The organism is Methanosarcina sp. WWM596, from assembly GCF_000969965.1.
GTDB lineage: Archaea > Halobacteriota > Methanosarcinia > Methanosarcinales > Methanosarcinaceae > Methanosarcina.
On sequence record NZ_CP009503.1, the window covers coordinates 3,660,039 to 3,686,938 of the forward strand.

The 26,900-nt window shown below is 44.5% G+C and carries 25 protein-coding genes; 10 read left to right on the forward strand and 15 right to left on the reverse strand.

What is annotated here, in order from left to right:
* Positions 1–773: 773 nt before the first annotated feature.
* The 8 genes from MSWHS_RS16065 to cooS form a co-directional block, all read right to left on the reverse strand.
* Positions 774–2,243 (reverse strand): NAD(P)/FAD-dependent oxidoreductase, encoded by a 1,470-nt coding sequence (locus tag MSWHS_RS16065; RefSeq protein ID WP_048128576.1) that lies wholly within the window; start codon positions 2,241–2,243, stop codon positions 774–776.
* A 436-nt stretch (positions 2,244–2,679) separates the two neighbouring features.
* On the reverse strand, positions 2,680–3,618 hold the full coding sequence (locus MSWHS_RS16070; protein ID WP_048128574.1) for a nucleoside recognition domain-containing protein: 939 nt from the start codon (positions 3,616–3,618) through the stop codon (positions 2,680–2,682).
* A 164-nt stretch (positions 3,619–3,782) separates the two neighbouring features.
* A complete protein-coding gene (locus MSWHS_RS16075; protein ID WP_048130446.1) occupies positions 3,783–4,241 on the reverse strand; it encodes a universal stress protein in 459 nt (152 codons plus the stop codon).
* A gap of 128 nt (positions 4,242–4,369) precedes the next feature.
* The gene (locus MSWHS_RS18655; protein WP_052722758.1) at positions 4,370–4,879 is read right to left on the reverse strand and encodes a ferredoxin family protein; all 510 of its coding nucleotides are present in this window, start codon (positions 4,877–4,879) and stop codon (positions 4,370–4,372) included.
* Positions 4,876–5,352 carry a 4Fe-4S dicluster domain-containing protein gene (locus MSWHS_RS16085; RefSeq protein ID WP_052722759.1) on the reverse strand — a complete coding sequence of 159 codons (477 nt, stop codon included), beginning with the start codon at positions 5,350–5,352 and terminating at the stop codon, positions 4,876–4,878. The genes MSWHS_RS18655 and MSWHS_RS16085 overlap by 4 nt, the downstream gene beginning before the upstream one ends.
* 3 nt (positions 5,353–5,355) lie before the next feature.
* Entirely contained in the window at positions 5,356–7,395 is a 2,040-nt protein-coding gene (gene fdhF / locus MSWHS_RS16090; protein ID WP_048159411.1) for a formate dehydrogenase subunit alpha, read from the reverse strand.
* A gap of 42 nt (positions 7,396–7,437) precedes the next feature.
* Complete coding sequence (locus tag MSWHS_RS16095) at positions 7,438–7,950, reverse strand: 4Fe-4S dicluster domain-containing protein (protein ID WP_048159413.1); 513 nt, start codon at positions 7,948–7,950, stop codon at positions 7,438–7,440.
* 13 nt (positions 7,951–7,963) lie between these two features.
* A complete protein-coding gene (gene cooS / locus MSWHS_RS16100; RefSeq protein ID WP_048159671.1) occupies positions 7,964–9,841 on the reverse strand; it encodes an anaerobic carbon-monoxide dehydrogenase catalytic subunit in 1,878 nt (625 codons plus the stop codon).
* Positions 9,842–10,438: 597 nt separating this feature from the next.
* On the opposite strand from cooS, the gene MSWHS_RS16105 reads away from it, so the two are divergent.
* The 4 genes from MSWHS_RS16105 to MSWHS_RS22100 all read left to right on the forward strand — a co-directional run bounded on the left by MSWHS_RS16105 (position 10,439) and on the right by MSWHS_RS22100 (position 13,706).
* Positions 10,439–10,621 (forward strand): methytransferase partner Trm112, encoded by a 183-nt coding sequence (locus tag MSWHS_RS16105; RefSeq protein WP_048128570.1) that lies wholly within the window; start codon positions 10,439–10,441, stop codon positions 10,619–10,621.
* Between the two features lie 14 nt (positions 10,622–10,635).
* Positions 10,636–11,385, forward strand: a complete 750-nt coding sequence (locus MSWHS_RS16110) for a hypothetical protein (protein WP_048128568.1) — start codon at positions 10,636–10,638, stop codon at positions 11,383–11,385.
* Between the two features lie 323 nt (positions 11,386–11,708).
* Entirely contained in the window at positions 11,709–13,313 is a 1,605-nt protein-coding gene (gene pyrG / locus MSWHS_RS16115; RefSeq protein WP_048128566.1) for a glutamine hydrolyzing CTP synthase, read from the forward strand.
* Positions 13,314–13,571: 258 nt separating this feature from the next.
* Positions 13,572–13,706 carry a hypothetical protein gene (locus MSWHS_RS22100; RefSeq protein ID WP_255350462.1) on the forward strand — a complete coding sequence of 45 codons (135 nt, stop codon included), beginning with the start codon at positions 13,572–13,574 and terminating at the stop codon, positions 13,704–13,706.
* Positions 13,707–13,920: 214 nt separating this feature from the next.
* Here the strand turns inward: MSWHS_RS22100 and MSWHS_RS16120 are convergent, their stop codons facing one another.
* Positions 13,921–14,232 (reverse strand): hypothetical protein, encoded by a 312-nt coding sequence (locus MSWHS_RS16120; protein WP_231585485.1) that lies wholly within the window; start codon positions 14,230–14,232, stop codon positions 13,921–13,923.
* 225 nt (positions 14,233–14,457) lie between these two features.
* Between MSWHS_RS16120 and MSWHS_RS16125 the strand changes: the two genes are divergently transcribed.
* From MSWHS_RS16125 to MSWHS_RS16145, 4 genes are all read left to right on the forward strand, one after another.
* Positions 14,458–14,937 (forward strand): hypothetical protein, encoded by a 480-nt coding sequence (locus MSWHS_RS16125; RefSeq protein ID WP_048128564.1) that lies wholly within the window; start codon positions 14,458–14,460, stop codon positions 14,935–14,937.
* Between the two features lie 17 nt (positions 14,938–14,954).
* Positions 14,955–16,775, forward strand: coding sequence for a PQQ-binding-like beta-propeller repeat protein (locus tag MSWHS_RS16130; protein ID WP_082088241.1), 1,821 nt, complete (start codon positions 14,955–14,957; stop codon positions 16,773–16,775).
* 290 nt (positions 16,776–17,065) lie between these two features.
* Positions 17,066–17,650 carry a DUF4013 domain-containing protein gene (locus MSWHS_RS16135; protein ID WP_231585486.1) on the forward strand — a complete coding sequence of 195 codons (585 nt, stop codon included), beginning with the start codon at positions 17,066–17,068 and terminating at the stop codon, positions 17,648–17,650.
* 553 nt (positions 17,651–18,203) lie between these two features.
* A complete protein-coding gene (locus MSWHS_RS16145; protein WP_197073963.1) occupies positions 18,204–18,536 on the forward strand; it encodes a hypothetical protein in 333 nt (110 codons plus the stop codon).
* A 195-nt stretch (positions 18,537–18,731) separates the two neighbouring features.
* On the opposite strand, the gene truD is transcribed toward MSWHS_RS16145, so the two are convergent.
* The 6 genes from truD to nifS form a co-directional block, all read right to left on the reverse strand.
* Positions 18,732–20,048, reverse strand: a complete 1,317-nt coding sequence (gene truD / locus MSWHS_RS16150) for a tRNA pseudouridine(13) synthase TruD (RefSeq protein ID WP_048159415.1) — start codon at positions 20,046–20,048, stop codon at positions 18,732–18,734.
* 185 nt (positions 20,049–20,233) lie between these two features.
* Positions 20,234–21,475, reverse strand: coding sequence for a transglutaminase family protein (locus MSWHS_RS16155; protein ID WP_048128554.1), 1,242 nt, complete (start codon positions 21,473–21,475; stop codon positions 20,234–20,236).
* Between the two features lie 111 nt (positions 21,476–21,586).
* Positions 21,587–21,934: a peptidyl-tRNA hydrolase Pth2 gene (pth2, locus tag MSWHS_RS16160; protein ID WP_048128552.1), complete on the reverse strand. Its 348-nt coding sequence runs from the start codon at positions 21,932–21,934 to the stop codon at positions 21,587–21,589.
* Between the two features lie 165 nt (positions 21,935–22,099).
* The gene (gene mptN, locus MSWHS_RS16165) at positions 22,100–23,092 is read right to left on the reverse strand and encodes a tetrahydromethanopterin:alpha-L-glutamate ligase (protein WP_048128550.1); all 993 of its coding nucleotides are present in this window, start codon (positions 23,090–23,092) and stop codon (positions 22,100–22,102) included.
* 84 nt (positions 23,093–23,176) lie between these two features.
* Positions 23,177–23,566, reverse strand: a complete 390-nt coding sequence (gene nifU, locus MSWHS_RS16170; RefSeq protein WP_082088115.1) for a Fe-S cluster assembly scaffold protein NifU — start codon at positions 23,564–23,566, stop codon at positions 23,177–23,179.
* A 9-nt stretch (positions 23,567–23,575) separates the two neighbouring features.
* On the reverse strand, positions 23,576–24,766 hold the full coding sequence (gene nifS / locus MSWHS_RS16175) for a cysteine desulfurase NifS (protein WP_048159417.1): 1,191 nt from the start codon (positions 24,764–24,766) through the stop codon (positions 23,576–23,578).
* Positions 24,767–25,079: 313 nt separating this feature from the next.
* Between nifS and MSWHS_RS16180 the strand changes: the two genes are divergently transcribed.
* Both MSWHS_RS16180 and MSWHS_RS16185 read left to right on the forward strand, forming a co-directional pair.
* Positions 25,080–25,523, forward strand: a complete 444-nt coding sequence (locus tag MSWHS_RS16180) for a CidA/LrgA family protein (protein WP_048159419.1) — start codon at positions 25,080–25,082, stop codon at positions 25,521–25,523.
* A 1-nt stretch (position 25,524) separates the two neighbouring features.
* The gene (locus MSWHS_RS16185; RefSeq protein WP_048128544.1) at positions 25,525–26,241 is read left to right on the forward strand and encodes an LrgB family protein; all 717 of its coding nucleotides are present in this window, start codon (positions 25,525–25,527) and stop codon (positions 26,239–26,241) included.
* Positions 26,242–26,900 lie beyond the last annotated feature (659 nt).

Consider the following 26,900-nt stretch of genomic DNA (forward strand, 5'->3'; position numbering starts at 1 on the left):
GAATGTTCTAAAAGCCATTTGGAACTTCCAGGTTCTTAGATGAGAACGTAACATCTTTTTATATAAATTTAAAACAAAAATAAAATAATTCAAAATCATTTTTCAAGTCATTTTTCAAGTCATTTTTCAAGTCATTTTTCAAGTCATTTTTCAATTTTATCACATTTCAAGTTTCAATTCTATCACGTTAGTCGGGGAGTAATTTTCAGTGTAGTTCACACTTTAACTATTAAATGTCTTGTGTTTTTGATGTTCTTGCATAGATGACCCTTTTTCAGCACATTTTAACCTTTTTTGTAATCTTTGAATTTTGTTATACCATCAATATAACATTATATTATTAAGCTAAAAGTTAGTATAATTCGCTATCGGTTATAGGTCTGCATTGTGATTATATGTTAAAAATAATATATACCCTGAGTGCATAGTATAACTTGCGTTCTCATCAGTTGAACACCCACTAGCAAAAAACCCTACTCCACAAAGATTTACCTACATTAAAAAGATTATAAAACAAAAAATCTCAACCCACAACCCACAAGTCAAATACCTCAAACCTCTTCCAAACTCAAAAATGAGAAACTTAAATTTTTTTAACTCCTTTCGGAACTTTCAGGGTTTTGAGAACGCACCTCTTTTAAAAACAAAATTAAAAACAAAATAATTTTTTGTAGTTTTTCAATCCTTAGAACTTTTGCTTATAACCTTTGTAATTAACTTTTGCTTATAACCTTTGTAATTTGCTTTTGCTTATAACCTTTGTAATTTGCTTTTTAGCCTTCGTCGATCGTTTTCACGTCTCCTTCTACCCTTTTAAGCTCTTCTTTAATCTTTTTCATAACCCCTTCTGCAGCCATAATTCCGGTTGCAGCGGCATTGACTATGTCCCTTGAGAGCCCGGCTCCGTCTCCTGCTGCAAAGAGGTTTTTGATGCTGGTTTCCATCTGGCGGTCGACTTTCAGGTGCATGGCGTAGAACTTTACTTCAGGGGCGTAAAGCAGGGTTGAGTCCGAGGCAACACCGGGAATGATCTCGTTTAGGGTTTCAAGACCCTCGATTATATCCATAACAATCCTGTGTGGAAGAGCCATCGAGATGTCGCCGGGGGTGACGTCTTTTAATGTGTTTATAACCAGGTTTTTGGCAAGACGCTCCTTTGTAGAACGGCGCCCGCGCCTGAGGTCGGCCATGCGCTGGAGGACAGGCTTTCCTCCACCGATTGTTGTTGCAAGCTTTGCTATTGAACGGGCGTATTTGGTTGTGTTTTCCATGGGTTCGGTCAGTTCTATATGGACAAGAAATGCGAAATTGGTGTTTTCTGACTCCGTGTTTGCCATCGAATGCCCGTTAGTTGCAATAAAGTCTTCATATTCTTCCTTTACGACAAAGCCGCGCCGATTTGTGCAAAAAGTCCTGACAAAGTCATCATAGCGGCGGCTCTGGATATGGAACTTGGGGTCCCGGTTGATTTTCGTTACAGGGTCCATAATAATTGCAGGGACTTCCACCCTGACTCCTATGTCAATCCCCCCGTAACGGGCTTCTATATCATGTTTTTCAATCATATCTGAGACCCAGTTGCAGCCCCTTCTCCCCGGGGACAGGACCACGTAACGCGCACGGATAACCCTTCCGCCTGAAAGTATAACTCCTTTGCACGCTCCGCCCTCAACAAGCAGGCCTTGGACTTCAGTCTCGATCAGGAAATCCACACCTTTATCAACAAGGTCCTTTTTGAAGCGCCCTATGACTGCAGGAGCGTTGTCCGAACCTATATGCCGTTGTTTGATCTCTATAAACCGGGCTCCGACCGAAGCGGCCCTGCGTTTTAGCTCCTCTATTTCCGGGCCTTCGGTAAGGAGAGCTTCTCGAGGCGCTCCGAATTTTAGGAAAACTTTATCAACCCTGTCCACCAGTTCCCAGGCTTCGGTCTGGTCTCCGGTAAGGGCTGCAAGGTCTCCTCCGATGTCAGGTCGCAGGTTCAGGGTCCCATCAGAAAATGTCCCGCATCCCCCAACTCCGCACATGATCTCACATGGAGTGCAGTGCATGCAGTAGCCCCGGTTTTTCATGGAGCAGAGGCGTTTGTCAATGTCCCTGCCCATATCAATAACAAGAATTTTCAGCTTCCCGGCTGCAAGCTCGTAAGCTGAAAACATCCCAGCAGGCCCTGCCCCTATAATTACGACATCATATACAGAGCCTACATTTTCTATCTCAACAGCCTGGTTTTCGTCACCCATAGGCCACTCTCCTAAAATTTTCAACGTTAATCCCGGAATAACATGTGAATTTCTTTAAGCCCATTAATATGAACTTCTTGATGACCTTCGGTAAATTCCCATAGTTCCTGGTATATTATTATATTCCCTGCTTGTATTTACACTCAACTCCAGGCTACACCTACCTCCGCTGAATAGGGTCTCGAGTTTCTTCGGAAAAGTTACTTTCTTCAAACATTCCCATGATTCAGGACAGTATTTACTCTGAGACCCTCCCATTGGCAGGCATTGTGTTCATTTTTTCTGGATTACCTGTATGATTACCTGTACGACTACCTGTACTATTCTCAACCTGCACTTTTCGGTTCTTATACTGTTTTGGATAACTTATGCTACTCTGGTAAGCGGCAGTTTTTGGGATAACCTCCATTTTTCTTGAGAACCTTTAACCGGTGCTTCAGGAAACTATACCAAGCAGTAATAACAAAACTACAAGCCTTACAATTATACTTAGTGTCGTAGAATACACAACAATCTGTACTCCAAGGCGTGTCCCGAAAATAGCTACTTTTTTTGGGAGCTGGCTGCGGATGGCAAAAACCGGGAGCATGAACATACTGCCAAGCATAAGCACGATCATTGCCTGCACATTTGTTATCTCTCCTGAATGGAGCATGGGACCAAGAAGTGAAATTCCGAGTATAGGGCTCGCAACGTAACTTGTCAGGGGGACAATTGTCTCCGGAGGGATTTCAAAAAGCTCGGCAAGAGGAAGTACACTGAATATCTCGAAAGCTCCGTGATCCTGAAGGACAAAGATGACGGTGGTTGCCAGGAGGTAAATTCCTGCAATCTTCAGGAAAACCTTGAACTCTTTTTTTAATGCACGCTTTAATGCGGTCTTCAGAGCCACTTTTTCCGTGTTCCGGGTCTCTGGGGCTTTGCAGGAGTTGCCTTTAAGAAAAAGCTTGCTTGCAACCGCAATTACCAGGATCTTGAACACTGCAGTGATTACAAATACAAGAGAGTAAAAACCCCCTACCACAAGCCCGAGTGCAGGCAGCACGATGGGGATCTGGTAGGTGAAGAGCTCCCGAAAATAGGCAGGGGTTGCGTTCATCATTGAACAGAGCACGACCTCCTTTTCATTAATGCAGTTTTCCTTTTTTGCCTGAAAAAGCATACTGTTTGAAGCAACAGCAGATCCTATTGCCACAACGAAGGTTGAAGCACAGGTTTCTGGCAGGTTCGTGTAGGCAAAAATAGGGCTTACAAATTTTGAGATTTTTTGCATCAAGCCGAGTTCCACAAGCACGCTGGTACCTACAAGCCCTACAAAAATCATTACAAGTATCGGAAGAGCAAAATCCAGTACACTGAGGAAAAGTTCTATCATTGAAGTTTATTTGGGTCGGGCAGGTAAATCAATCTATCCAGTAAAGGTTCGGGACTCCTGTCCTAAAAACTTCCTGTTTTTAAGGTTAATAATTTAACATTTAGCGTTTGTACATAGCGTTTTTACTTAGTTTTGAATTTATGGCTGGGACATCAGATTCAATCTTATTCGGCTTCCGTTCCTCTCACTACGAGTACGGCTTTTCTGGAATGTCTCGTTACATTTTGAGCCACGCTTCCCAGCAAAAACCTCTGGACTCCTGTCCTGCCGTGTGTTCCCATCACGATCAGGTCTATATCATTTTCTTCTGCAAACTCAATAATTTCATGCGCTGGATTTCCTTCAAGGATAACGGGTTCGACCTCAACATTCGCGGCTTTTCCTGCAGTTTCTACATAAGCTGCCGCTTTCTTTCCTTCGGCAGTTAGGTGCTCTTTCATTGCTTTATCCCATCCCATGTCTCTTGGATGAGTCAGGGAAATACTTCCTGATTCGACTACGTGTATAGCATAGAGCTTTGCCCCGCCCAGTCTTGCGATCTCAATCGCCGTATCAACCGCTTTTTTGACGAGTTCCGAACCATCCGTTGCAACCATTATCTTCCCGTAGATATTACTTTTCATACTTGACTCCCCTTCTATTCTATATCCATTATTATCTGTAATGTTTATGTTTTTATCTGCTACACGTCCGGGCTCAAGAGGTGCGCCTTTCCCACCGGATGTCCGGGTTTTGCTTCCAGGGCGGAGGTTCAGAACTGTCTTGTCATGAGCAATGTTTTCGCCTCTTTTTCTCTGAAAGTACCCCTCCTGCATCCAGGGCAGAGTTCCATCCAGAAATCTTCTCCGGAAAGAAGGGGAACTTTTTCGGAAATGGCTCTCCTTACTTTTTCAAGTTCCTTGAGAGTTGCAAATGTGGCTCCGCACTTCCTACAGGGTGTGAGTTTGAGGGAAATAATCCTGTCCGGTAGAAGAACCCGGTTTTCACCTGCCTTTTTTTCCCCTTCCAATTTTCCTCCCAATTTTCCTTCTATATTTTCTTCTATATTGCTTTCTTCTCTCAAAAGAAACATTATTGCGTTTTCAGGACAGTTCAGGGCGCAGAGTTCACAGTTCAGGGTACAGCTTCCAGGGAACTGTATGTTCCTCATGCCTCCTTCTTCTGAAAAATGAATTATTCCCTCAGGACAAACCGATGTACAGGCCCTGCACCCTATACACTTTTTCTCATCCGCTATAATCAACCTTATTCTTTCGTTCATCTCCGGGCCTCCCTGCCAGCGGCAATCGAAGGATCAAGGATTTTTTTCATTTTCTCCACATTTCTATGCCTTATATTTTTTCCAAAACTTTCGGCTTCTGCGCAGAAAAGGGCTGCTGTAGGGCAGGTGGCTACACAGACAGGAATTTCTTTTTCCGGACAGAAATCGCAGCGTTCAATAACTCCTCCCTTCAGGACTGCAGCTCCGAAAGGACAGGCAAGGATGCATAGCCCGCATCCCGTACATTTTTCAGCATCATATTCGAGTCTGCCGTTTTCGTACCTTAGAGCTCCTCCGGGACAGGGAACCGTGCAGAGCGGGGTCTCGCACTGGCGGCAGGAAACCGGAACCGGAGCAAGTCCTTCCACGACTTCTAAGGATATGCGTGAGGTTTTGTTTTCTCTCTGGCAGGCAAGTTCACAGGCCCTGCAGCCAATACAGCGGGAAAGGTCACAGTATACTGCGGCTGGCATTTCTCATACCCTCCTTACCCGACAGGCTGAGACTTTGAATTCGGGAATTCCGGCTTCTCTGTCAAGGGCGTCTCCTGTCAGCATGTTTGTCCCCGAAAAGTGGAAAGGCATGAAAAATACTCCCCTGCTTACCCTTTCGGTCAGCCTGGCTTTTGCTTGTGTGCTTCCACGCCGGGTTTCCAGTATAATGTTGTTTCCTTCTTCGATTTTCATGGTCTGTGCATCCGAAGGGTTGATTTCCACAAAGAGTTCAGGTTCTTTTTCTAGCAGGAAACTGCTCCGCCTGCTCATAGAACCTCCGTTATAGTGAAGCCCTGTCCTGCCTGTTGTAAGCAGAAAAGGGTAGGCTGGTTCGGGGCTCTCGGCAGGAAGCCTGTATTCCACCGGAATGAGCCTGGCCAACCCGTCAGGGGTGTTGAACCTTTCCGTGTGCATTATAGGGGTCCCTGGATGCCCGGATTCGGGACATGGCCAGCTTACTCCGTACGCTTGCAGCAGCCTCTCTTTTGTTATGCCACCGTACATTGGGGCTGCCCGGGAAATTTCGGCAAGCACCTCTCCGGCATCCCTGTATTCAAGACCCAACCCTAGCTTTTCTGCAAACCCCTGAAGGATCTCAAGGTCGGCTTTTGCTTCTCCCGGTGGGGCAATAGCCCTTGAAACCCACTGGACCCGTCTTTCGGTAGAGGTAAAGCTTCCTTCTTTTTCCGCCCAGGCGGCAGCTGGCAATATCAGGTCGGCATATTCGGCTGTATCTGTCATGAAAATGTCCTGTACTACCAGAAAGTCCAGTTTTTCCAGGGCTTTTCTCACATTGAGAGAATCTGGATGCGAGTTTACCGGGTCTTCTCCGAGCAGGTAAAGAGCTTTAAGCTTTCCTGCATGAGCAGCCTCACTCATTTTCGCGGTCGTAAGGCCGGGTTTTTCCGAAAGTTTTTCAGCTGCCCAGATTTTCTTCAGCCTTGCGGCTGCTTCCTTATCCCCAACTTTTCCGTACCCTGGAAAGTATTCGGAAAGGGCTCCCATATCGCAGGCTCCCTGCACATTGTTCTGTCCCCTCAGGGGAAAAATACCTGCTCCCTTTTTCCCTACCTGCCCGCAGATCAGGGCAAGATCCGAACAGGCTATAACGTTGTCAGTGCCCGATATGTGCTGGGTGATTCCCATGGAATAGAGTATTGCTGCAGCATTTGCCTTTGCATACTCCCGGGCTGCTTTAATTATGTCTCCTGCAGGAACGCCTGTGATTGCGGATGCGGCTTCAGGGGCATATTCGGAAAGGATTTTTTCAAGCCTTTCAAAGCCCAGGGTTCTTTTCCGGATAAATTCCCTGTCCTGGAGCCCTTCGGATACTATCACATGCATCATCCCGTTTAACAGGGCAACATCCGTGCCCGGCCTGAGCCTGAGGAACAGGTCCGAAAGCCAGGTGCTGGGAGTCCGGCGGGGGTCAGCCACAATCACAAATGCCCCGCGTTCCTTTGCCCGCAGAATCCAGCGGGATATGACAGGATGGTTTTCGGCAAAATTTGATCCCACCACGAAGATGCAATCGGAGTTCTCAAGGTCTGAGAGCGGGTTTGTCATGGCTCCTGCCCCAAGGCTCTTTCCGAGGCCTGTCAGGGTCGACGCATGGCAGAGTCTTGCACAATTGTCCACATTATTTGTCCCGAGCAGCCTGGCAATTTTCTGGAACAGGTAATTTTCTTCATTGCTGCACTTGGCAGAGCCCAGAAATGCAAGGGCATCAGGGCCATATTCCTTCAGGGTGGAACCCATTTTTGCCGCCGCCAGGCTCAGGGCTTCTTCCCAGCCGATTTCTTTCCAGCCGTTTTCAGTCTTCAGGAGGGGGTGCAGCAACCGGTCAGGGTGGGTCAGGACCTCCGTAGAAGCATTGCCTTTGGGGCAGAGGCTCCCTTCATTTACCGGATGTCCGGGCATATAACTGAGTCCTGCAATTTTTCCCTCCTTTATCTCAAGAAAAAATCCACAGCCCAGACTACAGTAAGGGCAGATTGTGGGATACAGGTTTTTTTCTTCCATATCTTCTGGCTCCCGGTGCTCTTAGGAAAAGGTTGGGGTTTTTCAGAGGGCTTTTCCCTGCATTCCCCTTGCCAGTTTCAGGGCAGCTTCCGTGCGTTTTACCCCCGAGAGCTTCTTTACCTCTAAAAAGACAAGGGCATTTGTGGGGCAGGCCTCCACGCAGGCGGGGATTTCCCTATCCGGACAGAGGTTGCATTTCACGGCTACTCTTGCTTCTTTCTGTCGGCCTATCACGCCGTAGTTGCAGACCATAGAACAGGTCCAGCAACCTATGCAGAGGTCCGTGCTATGGGTAACCACCCTGGTGATTTCATCCTGTTTCAGGGCTTTTGTGGGGCAGACGGTTGTGCAGGGGGCGTCCTCACAGTGCCTGCAGGTCATGGGAATGGCTGCATTATATTCGGGGACATATTCAACATATATCCGTTTCTGAGGTGTTGGTTTTTCCATGACGGCTGCAAAAAGGTTCTTACTTTCGGAGTGTTCAACAGCACAGGCGATTTCGCAGGAACGGCAGCCCATGCAGAGTTCCGGTCGGATCAATACTTCTTTCATACGGCTTCACCTCTCAGGGTTTAAGGCCAAGATCCCTTCTTTTTCCTTCGATATGTTTGAGCATCAGGTTTGCTGCCTTGAAGGGGTCCGTTTCAACGGCAAAAGTGGCTCCCACAACTTTGTCCAGCCCCTCTGTGAGAAGCTTTGTAACCTCGGAGCTTCCAAGCACAGGAGGGACTGTCCCGAGTACGGTATAGACCCCGGAGGCGACTACGTATACCCCTATGCTCACAGCTTTTTCACTCATCCACTCAGGAGCTGCTCCGGCAACGGGCAGGTCACTGATGTCCACGCCGAGAGTCTTTGCAACGGCTGAGGCGAGCAGCAGGATGCGGCTTATGTCCACACAGGAACCCATGTGCAGGACCGGGGGGATGCCCAGGGCTTCACAGACTCCTTTTAACCCATCCCCTGCCATGGCAGCTGCTTCCGGCACCAGAAGTCCGGCTTCGGCGCAGGCTATGGCATTGCAGCCGGTGGTGACTACCAGGACGTTGTTCTTGATAAGTTCCTTAACAAGGTTGACATGACCGTAGTTGTGCTTTACCTTGACATTGTTGCAGCCCACGACTGCTCCGATACCCTTTACGGCTCCCCCTGTTATGGCGTCGATGAGGGGGGCAGGGGTCCCTCCGAGGGCAGCGAGGATGGCTTCGGCGCTGAAACCGACCATGCATTCCTGCTTCTCGTCCGGGATGTTGACTCTTGCAGGGTTCCTGTTCGGGTAGTTTTCGACCGCGGTCCTTACGATCTCTTTTGCGATCTCATAGGCGGTTTCTTCGTGGAACTCCATTCTCACGGTTCCTGGGAAATCGGCTTTCGGGGAGGTGGAGATGAATTTCGTGTGGTAGCAGCTAGTAAGTGTCCCGAGGGCCGGCATGATGCATTGCACGTCCACGACCATGGCCTCCACGGCTCCGGTTATGACGGCAAGTTCCTGCTGGAGGAAGTTTCCTGCTGTGGGGATCCCATGGCGCATGAGGGTCTCGTTTCCGGTGCAGCACATGCCTGTAATGTTAATTCCTTTTGCTCCTTTTTCCTTTGCAAGCTTCAGGATTTCGGGGTCCTCGGAAGCTTCCAGAATCATTTCCGAGAGGATGGATTCGTGCCCGTGTATTACAAGGTTAACCTTGTCTTCGGCAAGCACCCCGAGGTTTACGGTGGATTTGATCGGAGTCGGGGTCCCGAAGAGCACGTCCTGGACGTCAGTTGCGATCATGGATCCGCCCCAGCCGTCCGAAAGACTGGTCCGGAGCCCGTGCAGGAGGATATGGACCGGGTCGTTGTCCACACCAATATGTGTCCTGTGCATGCATTCCACTATTTCCCGGTCAACGCCTCTCGGGTCAATCCCGACTTTCGTCCAGAGCTTAACCCTTTCTACGGGAGCCCGGCGGGTAAACTGGATCGGTCCTTCCTGCTTTCCGAACTCGACAACAAGGGCGTCTGCCAGTTCGGCTGCTATTTCTTCCTTGCTTCTTTCTTCGACCGGAATTCCATATTCGGCTGCAAGGGCTTTCAGTTTTACCTCGTCCTTTATGCTGTAACTTCCGGCTTCTCCTCCGGTCATTTTCTTGAAGGTCAGTACGGCGTCCCTGGCGTGGTCGGAGTGAGCTGCTGCCCCCGCGGCAATCATCCTGAGGAGGTTTCTTGCGACTATGATGTCTGCGGTAGCGCCACATATCCCTTTATCTGCTCCTTCTCCAAAGGGGTCTATCCTGCAGGGGCCCATATTGCAGTTCCGGCAGCAGATTCCAAGCTGCCCGAAACTGCACTGAGGCAGTTGTTTCTCATAGCGGTCCCAGGCGGTTTCGATACCTTCATTTTCTGCTTTCCGTAGCATGGCCCTGCTGGCAGGGTCGATGCTTCTATCATATGCTTTCGGTTTCATTTCATATCCCACACTTTTTTCTTTAAGTTTTTGGATTTTTTCACAGAGTTCTGATTCCCCGGTTGAAAAGTTGAGTTCTAAGAACCATTGTACTGAAAAAAATAGAATCAGTTTTCTCTTTTATTTTAGATATTCTATTCTAAAACTAAAACTTTTAAAGTAAAATATTCAAATTCATTAATGTTATTTTTTATAAACTTTCCGAAAAAATAGTTTCTGTTAATATATTTTTAAAGTTGTTTAAAGTTGTTTTTTCTGGAGATAATGGATGAAAACTCAAATCATAAATAATTTGTAAGTACACAGGCAAAAGTAAAGCTCAGGATAAGATAAAATACGATTATAAGGGACACCCTGGAAAATGTAAAATCTGATAAATAAGGGATACCGGAAATAAATCCAATCAAAGGATTTAGGAATCCGGGGATAAAATAAAATCCAATGAAGGGATATCAGGGATAAAATAAAATCATGGGATGAAAAGTACCCGGGACAAAATAAAATCAAGGGTTAGGGAGCAGAGAATAAGATAAATACTCTGAGTGAACAATACGAGGGTTAAAGGTAAGATTAAAATGGTTTTGATGGTGAATTTTTGTGAAAAAAGATCTTATGGATATTCTGGCCTGCCCTATGTGTAAGGGCGACTTGATTTTGAACGTTGTTGAAGAAAATGAAGAAGAGGTCATATCCGGAACTCTCTACTGCCCTGTCTGTAAAGAGCATTATCCCATAGATGAGGGGATTCCGAATTTGCTTCCTCCAGACCTCAGAAACTGATGTGAGGGTTGAACTTGGAGCAGATATTCCAGAACGTTATCATTAACCGGCAGGAAATAAACTCTATTGAGTTTGAAAAAGAAAACATTGAGATTCCTCTTTATCCAGGTGGAGAGCAGACTTTCGAAATTCTGGTTACAAACTACGGGTCTCCAACTCATATTCACCTTTCCGTGAGTGAAGAACTAAAAGGTCAGATCACTTTTTTGCGGGACAACCCCTATGTGCTCCAGAAAGAATACGTTTCCGCAGTTGCAAGAATCCCGCAGGATGGCAGGGTACTTACAAAGGGTCAGATCTTCATCACTGCAGGTTACGGCTCTAAAAAGAAAGGTTTTCCAGTCCAGATCGGAAAGGTAGAGGAAAAGCCGCAGGAGCCCTCAAAAGACGAGCCTAATAAATGGGAAAAGGATACGGATGAATTTATTCCCTCAAGGCCTTCCGTGTCAGAGCCTGTAAAGAAAACCTCACGTCCAAGGACAGGAGGTGGCTCTGGTGGGATTTCATCTTCCGTCTTGAGAAGCTTTAAAGGAGGGCTTTCCTCCTCAGGAAAAAGTACCCGAAGAGGTATGGGGCAGAACGAAAGGCTTCCACTGGCCCTGGCTTTTGGAGGTTTTTTTCTGCTTGTGTGTTTATTTTTCCTTTACTTCGTTCTGCCAGCTGGACTCCAGTTCAGTGTCAGTTTTGCTCAGGCCCTTTTGTTTTCAATCCTGTTTGTGACCTGTACTACCTACATCCTGCTAAAAATCATGGAAGAAGGTTAAGTAATCCCAGGAAACCGGGCAAATACCTTATTTGATTCTTTATCAAGTTTTCTGGGTTCTTTTTTTTAGCTGTTTTGTAATCTTTCTATGGTTTTCGTTTGCCGTAAGCTTACTTTGTTTTTCGTTTGCTATTTGAGATTTTTTCTTTCCTGGAACCAGAGAGTAATTTTTATATCATGAAGATATTGGTATTGTGTTCGTACTTAATAATTGAAGCAGATAATTTGTATGTGTTATTCATCTGATTGCTTTTTAGTCTAAAGTTCACAGGAATCTTTTGATCTAAAACCTTCTATTAGAAAAATTATAGAGGAAGCTTACCCATGAAATATATCGTAGTTACCGGTGGGGTGATGAGCGGGCTTGGGAAAGGCATCACCATCGCGTCCATCGGCAGAAACCTTAAAAACAAAGGTTATAAAGTTACGGCTATCAAGATCGACCCTTACATCAATATTGATGCAGGCACCATGAGCCCCTACCAGCATGGGGAAGTTTTTGTGCTCAGGGACGGAGGTGAAGTTGACCTGGATCTCGGAAACTATGAGAGGTTCCTTGACACGGAACTTACCAGAGACCACAACCTTACAACAGGCAAGGTTTACCAGGAAGTAATTTCCAAGGAGAGAAGAGGAGACTACCTTGGAAAGACTGTTCAGATCATTCCCCACATTACAAACGAGATCAAGAATAGAATAAGAAAGGTTGCAGCCAGGAGCGGGGCTGATATCTGTCTTGTTGAGATCGGGGGGACTGTCGGAGACATTGAAAGCATGCCTTTCCTTGAGGCTGTCCGCCAGATGCACAGGGAAGAACCTTCTGAAAATATTGTCTTTATTCATGTTACCCTCGTTATGGAAGACCTTCAGGGCGAACAGAAAACCAAGCCTTCCCAGCATTCGGTGAAGGAACTCCGAGCTCTTGGTTTGAGTCCCGAAGTAATCGTTGCAAGGTCAAAGACTCCTCTTCATGAAAGTGCCACGGAAAAGATTGCCCTTTTTTGCGATGTGCCACAGGAACTGGTTATCAGCGCTTATGATGCAGACGATATTTATGACGTGCCTCTTGTCATTGAAGAGCAGGGACTGACCACTCAGCTCATGAAGCACCTGAAACTTGAGTCCTGTGTTGAAGATAACGGGTGGAGGGAGATGGTTGCAAGGATGAAATCCACAACCTACGAGGTCAAGCTGGCAATTATAGGTAAATATACAAACCTTGAGGACTCTTACCTCAGTATACTTGAGGCTGTCAAGCACGGCGGAATTGATAATGGGTGCAGGGTTGAAGTCAACATGGTTGAGGCCGAGACCCTGGAAGAAGATCCTGCAGAGGTCGAGAAGCTCATACAGGTTGATGGCATCCTGATTCCCGGAGGCTTTGGCGAACGTGGGACTGAAGGAAAGATGCTTGCAATCAAATTTGCAAGGGAAAACAATATTCCTTTCCTCGGGATCTGCCTTGGCATGCAGCTTGCTGTAATCGAGTTTGCAAGAAATGTGGTGAAGCTGGAAAATGCAAACAGCACGGAGTTTGATGAAGACACTCCTTACCCTGTCATTGATATCCTCCCGGAGCAGACCGGAGTTGCGGATATGGGCGGCACCATGCGCCTTGGAGATTACGAAGCCATCCTTAAAGAAGGATCTATTGCCACAAAGCTCTACGGCACCAATTACATTGTCGAGCGCCACCGGCACAGGTATGAAGTGAATCCCGATTTCGTGGACAAACTTGAATCCTTTGGCATAGTCTTTTCCGGCAAAAACAAAAACAGGATGGAAATCGCCGAAATTCCTGACAAGCGTTTCTTCTTTGCTTCTCAGTTCCACCCGGAGTTCAGGTCAAGACCGGGAAGGCCATCTCCCCCGTTCAAAGGCCTCGTCAGGGCAATGTGCAAATACAGGAAGGAAAAGGAAGAACAGTAACACCATCAGAGGGATCGAAGAAAATTATTTTTCTCTTCAATCCTCTTTTCTGGCTCCTTTTTATCCTTATTGGAATCTAAAAAGCCAGTTTTTAGCCCAATAACTCATACTCAAGTCAAAGAGTTCCCTTTTCGCGGGAAAATGATATATACTTCTAAAACTGAGAATAATAGATTACGATGGTATCTGTTTCGGCACTGTACTTCAGTAGCATGTACAGGTATTGTGATTTCACCACATTTTATGAAGGTATATACAATGGCAATGTCTAAAAAAGATATGGATAGGAGAAAGGCCGCTAAGAAAGGAAAGATAGAAGAGCTGGAAAAACTGGCTTCCGCAGGCAGCAAGGACGCAAAGAAAAAGCTTGCAAAGGAAAAGAAGAAAAAATAATCCTTTTATACTTTTCCCTTTTTGTCTTACTTTCGTTAGAGGGTCCGGGAATTTCTAAAACCAGGCCCCGTAAATTTCTTCTCAATTACTGTGCAATTTTAAGAATTTTCCCTCCTGGTAAGAATTTTCCTTCCTGGTAAGAATTTTCCCTCCTGGTAAGAATTTTCCCTCCTGGTAAGAACTTTTTTTATATTTCTGCCTCGTCCCTTGTTGTTTATTTCGGGACATTATCTGAAATGTTTGCGGTTTCTTCCAAAATATTTTGTTTCGCAAGATAATCTTCGATCATCAGTCTTTTTAATTCTTCTGGATAGTTTTCCGGAAGGTGTTCCAGATCTTCAAGACTTTCGATCCGGACGGGTTCAAGTTTCTGGTCCTCTTCAAGCATTTTTCTTACCGTCTCGTTCTGCTCGGCAAGGGCACGGAGTTCTTCACTGCTCATCCTGTTTAATTCGTCACCTTCTAAAAACCAGGGGTCGCCTTTTCTTCTGCTATTCGCTTCTCGTTTTTCTTTTCCCTTTTGCATACTTTAACTCTTTACTTCACCAGTTTTTGAATATAAGGTCTATTTGTCTTTTTCTCTTCATACTATCTAACTAAATGGAAAATTTAAATTTTATTTCACTAAATTATTTTTTAATTTTTAACTATTTTATTTTTTTACAGAAACATTATATGATTTAAAATTTCTTTCTTATTTTGTAATGTACTTAATTTCTTGTATTCAACATTGGCCATTGGAGAGGCTTTCATGAATAAAACATGGATAGCAGTAATCGTATTTTTTTTGTGTATCGTTGGAATTCTCGGAACATTTCACAATAGCCAAGTAAAGGCAGTTGCTGATATGGTTCTTACCGGCTATCTTAATTATACGGACGAGGAACTGCAGGAGATGTATAAAGAATACGATATTACTGAAAATGACCTGAAATTTGCCAGGGGAGAACTTCCGCATCATCTTGAGGGCACTGTTCTTCAAAGTAACTCAAGAGTTCTTGTCACTGAGGCAGGTGAGCCCCCGGAGGGTTCGAAAGAAGGTGTGGATTATGATGTTGTGATGAGCGAGCAGGAAATGTTAGCAGTAATAGAGGAAGCAAGGGCAACTTATATTGAAAAATACGGAGTAGATCCCTCAAATCCCAAAATTGATGAGGTCGACGGTTACCTTCTCCCTGTAGATGAAGCAAGAAAACTCGTGTTTCTTGACATGGTAAGGAAAATGGAATAAATTTGGGGGAATCCGTGATGAAAAGATTCTGTATTAAACTATTTTTGTTTGTTTTTTTATTTGCTTCCGTTTCAACTGCTTCAGCATCTGAAATAGTTCTTGACACTGAACCCCATCACCTTGGGGATAATTTTAAAGAAAAATTGAATCCAGATGATCCGGAAGGTCCGGTTTATACGGCAACTTTTACTCTGGGTTCAGTGGATATCAGAAGTGCGGAACTCCGAGCTACAGTCAAAAACATAGTTCTGGGGCCTACTGATGAATTTCTTGATAAAGTTTACCTCAATGAAATAGAAATTGGAGCCATTAATAACTATATCCCGGCAGGAACCCCGGATGACGCTGAAATGGATATTGAAATTCCGGTCCATCCAACTCTTTTCAATCCGGGGAACAATACTATCAAAATCAGTTCTGGGAGTAACGCGGATGGCAGTAATTACGACGACTTTGAGTTTTACAACCTCACACTCCATTTGAGTGAAGCAGAGCCCATAACCTTGGAGCCGCCTTTGAAAGTTGCCTGGACTTATGAGTTGCCCTGGAAGCTCGGGTACGAGATACCTCCCGGGGTAACACTTGCTGCGGACGGAATCCTTTACATTGGTAGAGAGGATTTTGGAGATGCTATCATTATAGCCCTCGATGCGGAAACTGGTACCTTACTCTGGAGTAAAGAATGGAGTGATGGATTGAGTGTTGACATGGGGTATAAGGATGGGGTCTTGTTTGTTGTTTACTCCTCAAACATTGATGCACTGGACGCAAAAACCGGAAAAATATTGTGGAGTAAAGAATATTCGGATATCTGGTGGGGTAATCCCGTTGCATTTGGAGATACCCTATTTGTCAACACGCCAAGAGACAGATACGTGTCTGCTATTGACACTGAAAACGGGGCTTTGAAGTGGGAATATGAACTCAATGTAAGCGACGCTGGAACCAATGGTCGTGTTTATGAGCTTTCAAAGGCTCTGGTGAATGGAAATTGTGTGGTGTTCGGATATAAGGAATGGCCTGACGATGAGGGCATAATTGCACTCAATGCACATACGGGAGACATGGAATGGGAATTTGTATATCCGGGCAAGATTTTAAATCTCGAACCTTTCCTTTACAAAGACCTGATTTATGCTTCGAGACCGAGAAGCATTATTGCATTGTCTGTTGAATCAGGAGAAGAAGTTTGGAAAACAAACAATTGGGGGTTTGAAAATGTCATTGAAGTAACAGATGGCAAATTATTTGTTGGTTTTTCAAATCCTAGTGTCCTAAAGCCTGAAACCGGTGAAATTCTTAATGAGTACTCCTATTCAAATGTGAGTTTTTTCAAAGCTGTGATTGGTGATAAATTCATATATTGTACGAATTCGAGCAGTATACAATTTTTTGATTCCAGCACTGGAGAACTCGTATGGGGCAGCAGTAGAATAAAAGGATATGATGTCTCGAAGCCCTTACTTTACAAAGACAAATTATACCTGGTTTCAACTGAGGGTACACTGTATGCTTTTGAGCATGGAGAAGAAGGTATGTTCTTTACAAAGGGTCTCGAGAGTTCTGCATCCTATTATTTCCCCCAGGTCGCCATCGCAGCAATGTTAATCCTGCTGGTAATACTTCTGATAAAAATGGATAACAGGGTCCTTGTCTTTGGTTCCTGGTTAATAGCTCTAACGGGGGTTATTTTTCTTTCTATTAAAGCTATAGAACCTTATAATGCCGGGCTTGGATTCGGATTCTTTGTTGTTTTTGTCTTCTTGTTTATGTTTGTAATCTTTTTGTTTGGCATTGCGTTTCTTATGTATGGGATCCGAAAGAGGAGGCAGCTTTGAGAATCTCAAATATTGCCGCTTTTTCTTTAATTTGCCAAATTAATTCAATTGTACTTGGCTGCCGATATCCTCTTTTTTCTTCTCTTTTAAGATCGGCTTTTACTGTTTCTTCTTGAACTTCTTAAATCCCCGATACATCCTGAAAAGCACCCCGGTTGAGGTAGGAAGAATCAGTTTTCCAGGCAATAATAGCAGATTTCGGCTCGAGAAGCTTATTTATTGAACTTTATATACATCTGTAATTTTATATTTACGCGGTTTTATATACTTGATAAATAAAACTATATCTGGTGATTATTATAGAAACCATAAGTTTTTCTGAAGCTGTTAAGTATCCGTTCAAAGTGCCGCAAAGGCTTCTTTATATACTCCTGTTATTTATTCCCATTATAGGATGGCTTGCACTTTTCGGTTACGCTGTAAGGCTTGTTAACGAATTTATTGAGGGTATGTATGAAGGGCTTATTAAACTCGATTTTATGGAAGACCTGAAACTGGGATTCATGGTTTTTCTGAAGGCTCTTCCATTTTACATTGCATATATGGTGATACTGTTTGCTACAACGTATGTTAATGAAACCCTGGGGAACCTTGTCAATCTGCTGTTAGGGTTCTTTGTGATCCCTCTGCTTGCGGTTAATTTCTTCAGGAAACAGACCATCGAGTCTTTCTTTGAGTTTGATGTACTGAACATCGTCAGGGACAATCCTGGAGAATATATTGTTACAGTACTGAAACAGTATGCTCTTGTCATAATATTTGCAGTCCTCTCAATTGTACTTGTGGGCATACCTGCAATGTTCTTCACAAATTCGATATTCGTTGCAAACCTGTATGGAAGGTTAGTGGAACGGAAAGCAGGCCATGGTCTGTAAAGGTTAATTGAAAAATTAATTAAAATTCCGTCGATCGCCTAAGTTATCAGTCTCAGTTTCTGGCCGGGATTTCCTGGTCAGGATTTTCTTCTTTTTGTTTGCTTCACGGCCCTCAAAGGTTGTAGAAATCTTTTCTCGGTGAGATTTTATGCGAAAAATGACCTCAAATTTGCCAGGGGATAACTTCCAAATTATCTGGAAGGCACTATTTTTTACAGCGATCTTAGAGGCTGTCTTAAAATTCCATAGGTCTTCGGTTAAGAGAATAATCATTCTAAATTGCCCTATTTCTGCAACATAGTTCAAAAACATATATTTATATGAAGTTGGAACAAGGTATCAATTTTAGTTTGGGTGTTTGAAATTCGAGAATCATTTTTGCTCTAAAATCGATAGCATACAGGTAAAAAAATTCCTAACTGATGACCAATGAATAGTATTTAATTCAAGTACAGGTGAACCTGTATGGAGCAGCAACAGAATAAGAGGTACCTCGGTATCGTACCCGGTGATCTACAAAGACAAATTATACCTGGTTTCAACTGAGGGAATATTGTATGCCTTTGAGCACGGGGAAGGAGGGCTGCTCTTTACCAGGGGACTCGAGAACTCTGCTACCTATAATTTCCCCCCAATTGCTATTGCTGGAATGCTGCTTCTGCTGGCAGTACTTTTGAGAAAAAGCAATAACAAAGCCCTTGTATTTGGCTCCTGGCTGATAGCTTTAGTGGGAGTTCTTTATCTTTTCCTTAAAGCCATAGACCCGTATACCTGTGCCTGGAGTTTACTTTTGTTTCTGTCTATTCCGGTATTCTATTCCCTGCCTGTAATCCTTTTGTTTGGAATTGCGTTTCTTGTTTCCGGGATTCGGATGAGGAGAAAATGAAGGAGAAATGAAAAAATTACCTGGTCCTGAAAATGGAATTAAACTGTGATGAAAAGTCTCTCGCCCACTTTGAGCGTGATTTAACCGGCTGGCGGGAAGTCGAGGGCTGTTCTGGCTAAAAAAAGCATATTGCGGCATGGAATAGCCCTTTTTTCCTGCTGCATCATATTCCTGCGCCCTTCCCGGTTCGAGTTCTCAGCTCATCTGCAGCGGGTCCACTTTCATATATTCCCGCAGCACGGTTGTAGCATAACTTCCCTTGGGGAGCATGAATTTCAGAACCGCTTTTGACTTTCCGGGATTCAGCTCATCTTCCGAGACCTCGTACTTCGGTTCCACATGCAGGAGGACTTCCCTTCGGGTGCCTTTCGAACTCATTTTCGGGAACTCTTCTATATTGAAACCTTCGAGAGAAACTCCAAGTTCTTTGAGGACCTCGCTTTCGATTTCTCCCGGTATACCGGATGCGAATTCAGTCTTAAAGCCCGGAAGGGGGGCGGTTATGAAAGCTCTGCCATGCTTAATCAAGCGGTTCATGGCGTTTACGGTTTCGGAGGTGACTTTTTCAGTCTTTGAGGAATCAGGGAGGCCGGCTTCGTTCCTGAAGCAGACGAGATCTCCGTCCACTGCCTGGTTTAAGGGGATGCCGCGTTCAATCCGACGGCAGAGAACTATGTTATAAATATAGGACTGATAGCCGTGTACGAACATCCTGTAGAGGTTCTGGGGGAGCACGCGGAACGCTCCGGAATAATCTTCCGGGTTTGCTATCAGGTGGTTCATCATTGCCCGTTCGTGGCCCAGGCGGAGGGGATAGGTTTTCAGCCCCTCTCTATAATCGCGGGTGTCTTTTACAAACTGGCGGGCTGCTTTTGTCTCTTCCGGTTCATCCGGGAAAGGTTCAGCAATATAGCGGAGGGCTGCCTTTTCAAAGTTTCCTTCAACAATGTCTTTTCCTACCAGATGAGTCACAGGGCGGACAGAGCCGAAACGCTGGACCCCAAAGAAGTTGGGAACGCCGCCCTGAGCAAGGATTTCTTCAGTTGTCTTTTTGAGCAGAGAGCCTGTTTTTTCTGGAGAACTCTCAATGCCCCGGACTGTGATAATGAAATCATTTCCCCACAGGTCTCCAAGTTCCACAGACTTCCGGGAGCGGCCCAGCACTTTCAGCTCTATGTCTTTTAAGTGGATTTTTTGGATTTCAGATGCATCGGTATCAAATATGCTGATCTTCTGGGTAGTGAGTGCCCGTTTATCTTTTGTACCTGCAACGCTGATTCTTTTCTGGCTTACCTGGAGGATTTTTGCGAGGGTCCTGGTGAAATGGTGCGTATCCCAGTCTCGTTTTGTAAGTTCGAGGATGAGGTATTTTCCTTCCTTTCCTTCCTCCCTGTTTGTGACCTCTTTTACAATGAAATCCTCTATTTCCTGACGGAGCTGCCCTCCAAGCCCTTCGGTATCAGTAAAGTAAAGATTCATTCCTATCTGTTTTTCAATTTCCGGAACTTCCATAGGTTGCCAACACTCCTTATATAAATTAGATCAAATTTAACTGGGTAAAATTTACGGCTGGATTTATTGAAATTCTTAGCCAAGACTAAGAATTAAAGGATAAGGTCTGCCGATTAATTGTGCAGATCAGCAGGTTCCAGGGAAGGGTTTTTCCCCTGTGTGCTGCTGGGGTTAATAAACGGGACTTATTTAATTGCTCCGGTGCTGATGTCAATCACTTTTACTGTGCTTGTGTTTATGAAGGTCCAGCTCCTGTATGTTTCGTTTTCTCCGACGGTCTGAACCTTTACCTGAGCCGTTTTTCCGGGAAGTCCGCCTGCATAAAGGCTGGAAGTGGGGTCAAGCATGAGCCAGGAACCGTATTCGTCAGTCAGGTAGTTTACATCAACATTTCCGTAATAAGCCCTTATTCCTTTAACTGCGGCATCAGTTGAATCGGTTCCGTTGCCTATATACGAAGCTGCGAAAGCATGGTTGTCTGTCAGATAGACTCGAGTTGTACCCCCCACAGCTTCAAGCATGGACGAGAGGAGAATTGCCTGATCTTCGCAGTCTCCTGCTCCTATCCTCAGAGTGACGTTGGCTGGCTCCCATACGTCGTTACCTCTCGGGTCACTTACATATTTGATTTCCTCTTTTACCATGTCAAAGAGGGCACAGACCTGATAGATATTGTAGGCTCCAGGATATGACCGGGCTATTTCGGCTGCTTTGCTCCTTACATCAGGTTCGGCTGGTTCCACCAGTCGGTTTATTATTCTAAAGTAATAAGTTGGATTGTATCTGTATTTTGGAGTAATTTTTTCAGGCATTGGCTTTAGATCGGGAGCAAATCCATTCATAAAATAGGGCTCATATTCATGCCATTTGCCTTCCGATGTCGAGGCAAGCAGCCAGAGGACAATGCTGAAGCTGGCTTTTTCTTCTTCAGGTACCTGAACTGCGATTAATCCGAGACTCTGTTCTTCTCCTGGGATAAGTAAAGCTCCGCAATCTTCGGAAAAGACCTGGTTTTCGGAGGCGTTAACAGAAACTCCGTACCTATCAATAAAAATTGGGTTTCGGCCTTCGTTTTTAATGCTTATTTTAAAATAACTTATCCCTCCCTGGTAAAACTCTGAGGTCTGGTAACTGCTGCTCAGGGAAAAACCAGGCTGCAGTGGGGTTCTCAGGACAGGGGTAAGTTCGTTTTTCTCAGTGGAATATGAGGGTATTGCCGGGAAAGTAAAAGAACCCGTATCAGGTACGAATACCTCTTCAGAGCTTTCAGACTCCGTACCCAGCTCGAGATAATCTCTTAACCCATGTGTAATATTGCCAACCGAGTCCGAAAAGAGAAATCCAGTAATTGTAATAAGTACAAGGCATATGAATAAGATTGCAATTATTGATAGTGCATTTTTTTCTGAAAACTCCGGTTTATCCATTAATGCCCTCCTGAATAGAATTACAGGCAGAACTTTTTTCTGTCAGTGAAAGCATCTCTCCAGGTATCTTCTGCTCATTTTTTAACGTATCCAATCCTTTTTGCAGGGCAATTAAACAAGTTTAAGATCTCGCGTGACCTTATCTATAATCTCTTCTTTTGCCGGTCCGATTCCAAGCACCGTGACTGTCCCTGGGGGGATTTCCGTAAGTCCTGCATCCTGTATCATGGCTGTTGGAAGACCTTCCCGTCTTGCTTTTTCCTTAAGATCATAAAGGTCCTTAAGGGTGGGAACTTTCAGGACAACTTTTTTTTGTCCTCCTTCCTTCCATTTTTCAAGGTCGCTTTTGCTTGCCCATTCTGCTGCAGAAAGAGCAGCGTGAGCCACCTGTACAGCAAACTTACCTTTGGAAAGTTTCAGGTCGTCCCGGGTAACTATGCACTGTTTGTATTCACTCATCCTTTTCCTCGGGCTTATCCAAGGTTAACCTATATCTTAAATGTTTTCTGTGCAACCTTTCCGAATTGAGTTTCACAGGTCTGATAGTTTACAGGTTTGAGAATACCTCTATCATACTTCTTCCTAATATATTTTATACAATTTTTGCTAACATTTATAGTTAATTCATAAAATATCTTGCAGGTATTCCAGAATATACTCGGCAGGATTTATTCTCCATGCGTCAAAAATCCCTTTTCCTGAAGGTGTTCCATTAACTTCAAGTATCCGGGAACCCTGTTTATTTCTATTGCCTCTATCTTCAATTTTTTTATTTTTATTTTTATTCTCTTTTTCATTTTGATCTTCAGGACCTTCTATAATATCAATACCTGCAAATGTCGCGCCTACTGCAAGGGAAGCTTTTACTGCAATTTCCTTTTGTTCATCGGTAAGTACACATCGGTCTGCACTTCCTCCCTGACTGAGGTTGTTCACCCAGGAACCTGCTGCAGCTTTTCGGTAAATTGCGCCTATGGCAGTGTCTCCCACAACAAAAGCCCTTATGTCCCTTCCCGGATTTTCTATAAACTCCTGGATATACAACATCCCCCTATCTTCAAGCAGACTTTCAAGAGCCTCTTCCACAGGTACAGGCCCGGTTTTTCTATCTGAAAACCGGATTTCTCCTTCCTTTATCCTTGCAATATCCTTTCCTTTATAACCATAAACAGGTTTTATGACAGCATCTCCGAACCTGGCTACTACCCTTAAGGCTGCTTCCACACTCTGGATGGCTATAGTTTCAGGTATCGGAAGGCCGGCTTTTGCCAGGAGGTAAGAAGCATGGTACTTGTTCGCCGCGTTCTGGATAGCTTCTGGAGAGTTTATAACCGGAACCCCTCCTGCTTCCAGTTCCCTAAGGATATCAAACCTGAAAGATACTCCTTCAAAAGCCCCTGCCCCTGCATCTCTGACAATGAGGGCATCAAGGTCCGAGAGCAGGATTTTCCCTGCTTTAAAAAGAGCTGCTGGCTCGGAAGTTTTTGAACTTATACTGACTTCTGCTGTCCTCAGGTCAAGAACAAAAGGAGAAAAGCCTTTTTCCTTCGCAGCATTGACGAGTGCCCGGGCTGTCCAGTCTTCCGGGTCGGTAATTGCGATCCCTATTTTTTTCATAGGATATGATCTGGTATCCTTATGATCAAGTTTACGATAAAGATATTCAGGAGGCTTGCAGGAGTTCACGCAAGATGATTTCTCTCAAGCCTGCTCTGCAAGAGGCTCAAGCCCCTGTTTTTTGCGGTAATCATTGATTGCCCTGTGGGTCGCTTCCCTGGACACCACCGAACACTCCAGTTTTCCCGGAGGAAGCCCCTCAAGCGCTTCAGCCACGGTTTCGTTCGTAAGCTCCCAGGCTTCTTCAAGGGTTTTGCCTTTTATCATTTCAGTTGCCATGCTGCTGGATGCGATTGCTGCTGCACAGCCAAATGTCTTGAACTTTACATCCTCAATCCTGTTGTCCCGGATTTTAAGGAAAATTTTCATCTGGTCCCCATGGGGGTTTCCGGCTTCTCCGATACCGTCAGCATTCTCTATTTCCCCCACATTTCTAGGGTTCATAAAATGGTCCATTACCTTTTTATTATACACAAAACTCCCTCACTTTTCACACTCGTTTTCTGGCTTGTAGAATGGAGATATCGCTCTCAATTTTCCAACGACTTCAGGCAGCACTTCGAGGACATAATCAATATCTTCTTCGGAATTTGCATCCCCGAGGGTCAGGCGCAGGGAACCCTGGGCGGTTTTTGGAGGCACCCCTAATGCCCTGAGCACATGTGAAAGTTCAGAAGAACCCGAAGAGCAGGCGCTGCCTGTTGAACAGCAGATCCCCATCTGGTCAAGCATGAGCAGCAGGGATTCCCCTTCTATATACTCAAAACTGAAGTTCAGGTTCTCAGGAAGGCGTTTTTCCGGATGCCCGTTGAGCCTGCAGTAAGGAATTTCAAGGGTTCCGACCATAAGGCGTTCTCTCATTTTCCTGAGCTTTTCATTATGTTCCTCGATATTTGAGGTTGCAAGTTCTATCGCCTTTCCCATGCCTACGATCCCTGCAACATTTTCTGTCCCCGGGCGTTTTTCCCTCTCCTGCGCGCCTCCGTGCATGTAATTGTCAATTTCTGTCCCTTCTTTTATGTAAAGGGCTCCGACCCCTTTTGGCCCGTAGAACTTATGCGAGGAAAGGGAGAGCATGTCCACATTCTTATGTTCCTTTTGCATGTCAAGGGGAACCTTCCCTATTACCTGTACGGCATCGGTATGAAAAGGAATTCCATGTTCCCTGGCAACCTTCCCGATCTCTAAAATGGGCTCTATTGTCCCTATTTCGTTATTGGCATACATGATCGAGATCAGAATGGTATCCTTTCTTATTGCGGTTTCCAGGTCCGAAGGGTCTACAAGCCCGTATCGGTCTACAGGCAGATATGTTACATCAAAGCCCTGCGTTTCCAGATACTTGCAGGGGTAAAGCACTGCATGGTGTTCGATTGGCGTGGAGATAATATGCTTTCCTTTCTTTTGCCTGGCAAAAGCCGTGCCTTTGATAGCCCAGTTATCGGATTCGGTTCCCCCTGAAGTAAAATAAATTTCTTCGGGCCTGGCTCCAAGAGCCTTTGAAAGCTTTTCCCTTGAGGTTTCCAGGGCTTCCCTGCCTTCTCTGCCTATCGAGTACAGGGAAGAAGGATTCCCGTAATTTTCTTTCAAAAAAGGCAGCATAGTTTCAACCACTTCCTGTTTTGTGAATGTGGTAGCTGCGTGGTCCATGTATACTAAGCGCTTCTCTCCCATCAGAACACCCAATGAAAATAGGAGTTTTCTCGATATGAATTTATTGTGCGCCCTTCGAAAACTTTCAGTTTGTACCTTTAGATGTGAAAGTGTCGGAAGTGTGAAAAGTATCTAGAAATTAGAAAGTATCCGGAAACTCGAAAAACATCTGAAAATTTGAATGTATCCGAAAATTCGAAAGCTTCTGGATATGTGGGATGTTCCGGCTATGCTGTGGTCTGGGTTACACTGTAAATAATTTCCCTGCATTAAGAAGGTATTTATAACCCGATTTCTTTAGTCCAGTTCCAGTCAACAGGAGGCAAAAGAGGTTTTGCTAAAACAATTTTCGATTATTCTTGGCATATATTTTCTGGGTGAGTTCCTTCAGGAAGTCTTCGAGTTGCCTGTTCCTGGCAATATTCTGGGCATGTTAATCCTTTTTTTCGGCCTGTATTCGGGTGTAATAAAGTTTGAAATGATAGACCGAATCAGCGATTTTCTGCTCGAAAACCTGGCTTTTTTCTTCCTTCCTGCTGGTGTCAGCCTTATAACCTGTTTTGCTGTGCTTGAAGGAAAATTGACTGCAGTCGTCGGGGTTTCCGTTATCTCAACAGTGGTTATTCTGGGTGTAACCGGGCTGACAGTAGAGCTCGTCAAAAAGTTCCTCCAAAAAAGGCCTGAGAATGTATCTTTTTCCGGAAAAGGAGAAAATAAGGTAGGGAAAGTTCCTGATAATTCACAGGCATGCGAGATAAAGACGAAAGAGGTGAGCTGAAATGCAGGCTGGTATTCCGGATGCATTTCTCAGTACGCCCCTTTTTGGAATTCTTCTTTCTTTAGTTGCTTTTCAGATAGGTACCCTGCTCTATAAGAAGACCCGTTCTTCGGTCTTTAATCCTCTTCTTGTGAGCCTTGTGCTCGTGATTCTTTTCCTCCTTTATTTCAGGATAGATTTCGAGACTTATAATGTGGGTGGAGACTACATTTCCTTTTTCCTCGGGCCTGCAACCGTTGTCCTTGCTGTGCCCCTCTACAAAAAAATCCAGCTCCTGAAAAGCGATGCCCTCCCCATAATTACAGGCATAAGTGCAGGTTGCATTGCGGGTATCTCAAGCATCGTTATCTTCTCCAGCCTTTTAGGGTTTGACAAAGTGATAACCAATTCTCTTGTCCCGAAATCCGTGACCACTCCCATAGGAATAGAGATTTCAAAACAGATAGGCGGCCTGCCTGCAATAACCGTGGCTGCAATTATAGTAACAGGAATCATAGGGGCTGTGCTTGGACCTCTCATCTGCCGCTGCTTCCGCATAAATGACAGGGTTGCAATTGGCATTGCAATCGGTACAGCTTCCCACGCTCTCGGGACAACGAGGGCAATAGAACTCGGGGAAACCGAAGGAGCAATGAGCGGACTTGCAATCGGAATTGCAGGCCTGATTACGGTTTTTCTGGCACCAGTGTTACTTTACGTGTTCGGGCTCTTGTTCTAAGAATCTTAATTTCCAAAATTTTACAATATGCGATATGCAAAACCGGAATGGATACTCTAATATTATAGACCTATTGTGACTTTTGTATTGATGTCTTCATAAAAACCAACGCGTTCTTGAATTAAAAATCATCCTATCCATAAAGAATGACGAAGAGCCAGAGAGTTAATTGAGAATATTTAATGATGTTCTAAATTCAGCGTTCTGAACTTGGGTTATTCGGAACTACTGTATATTTAATATTTATATGTTTATTAGAAAAATAGATAAATTTATTAGACACCTGCGAAAGGTCAGATAATAGTACGATATGGAGTAATTGAACTCTTGAAGAAGTATAGCCCGGTTTAATAAATACTTATTCTGGCCACTAAAACTTTTTTTAATCTAAATTTTACTGGATGCCCCCGCCAACTTGTCTAGCGACCCTGTAATAAAGCAAAAAAGAAGTAAATAGTTATCAGTTTCCCTGGTCACTTTTACAAGCTAGTTCCTTACAGGTGTCACTGGCTGTTTCTACTTGATGGCTTGTTTCTTCCTTTCGTCTTCTTTTTTCTTAGTAAGACCGCTCTCCTGCGTCGAGCTTGAAGAAATATTTAGGTATAGTTAATATCCCACATTCCGCAGTATTTTTTCAAAAATCAATATTTTCCCTGATA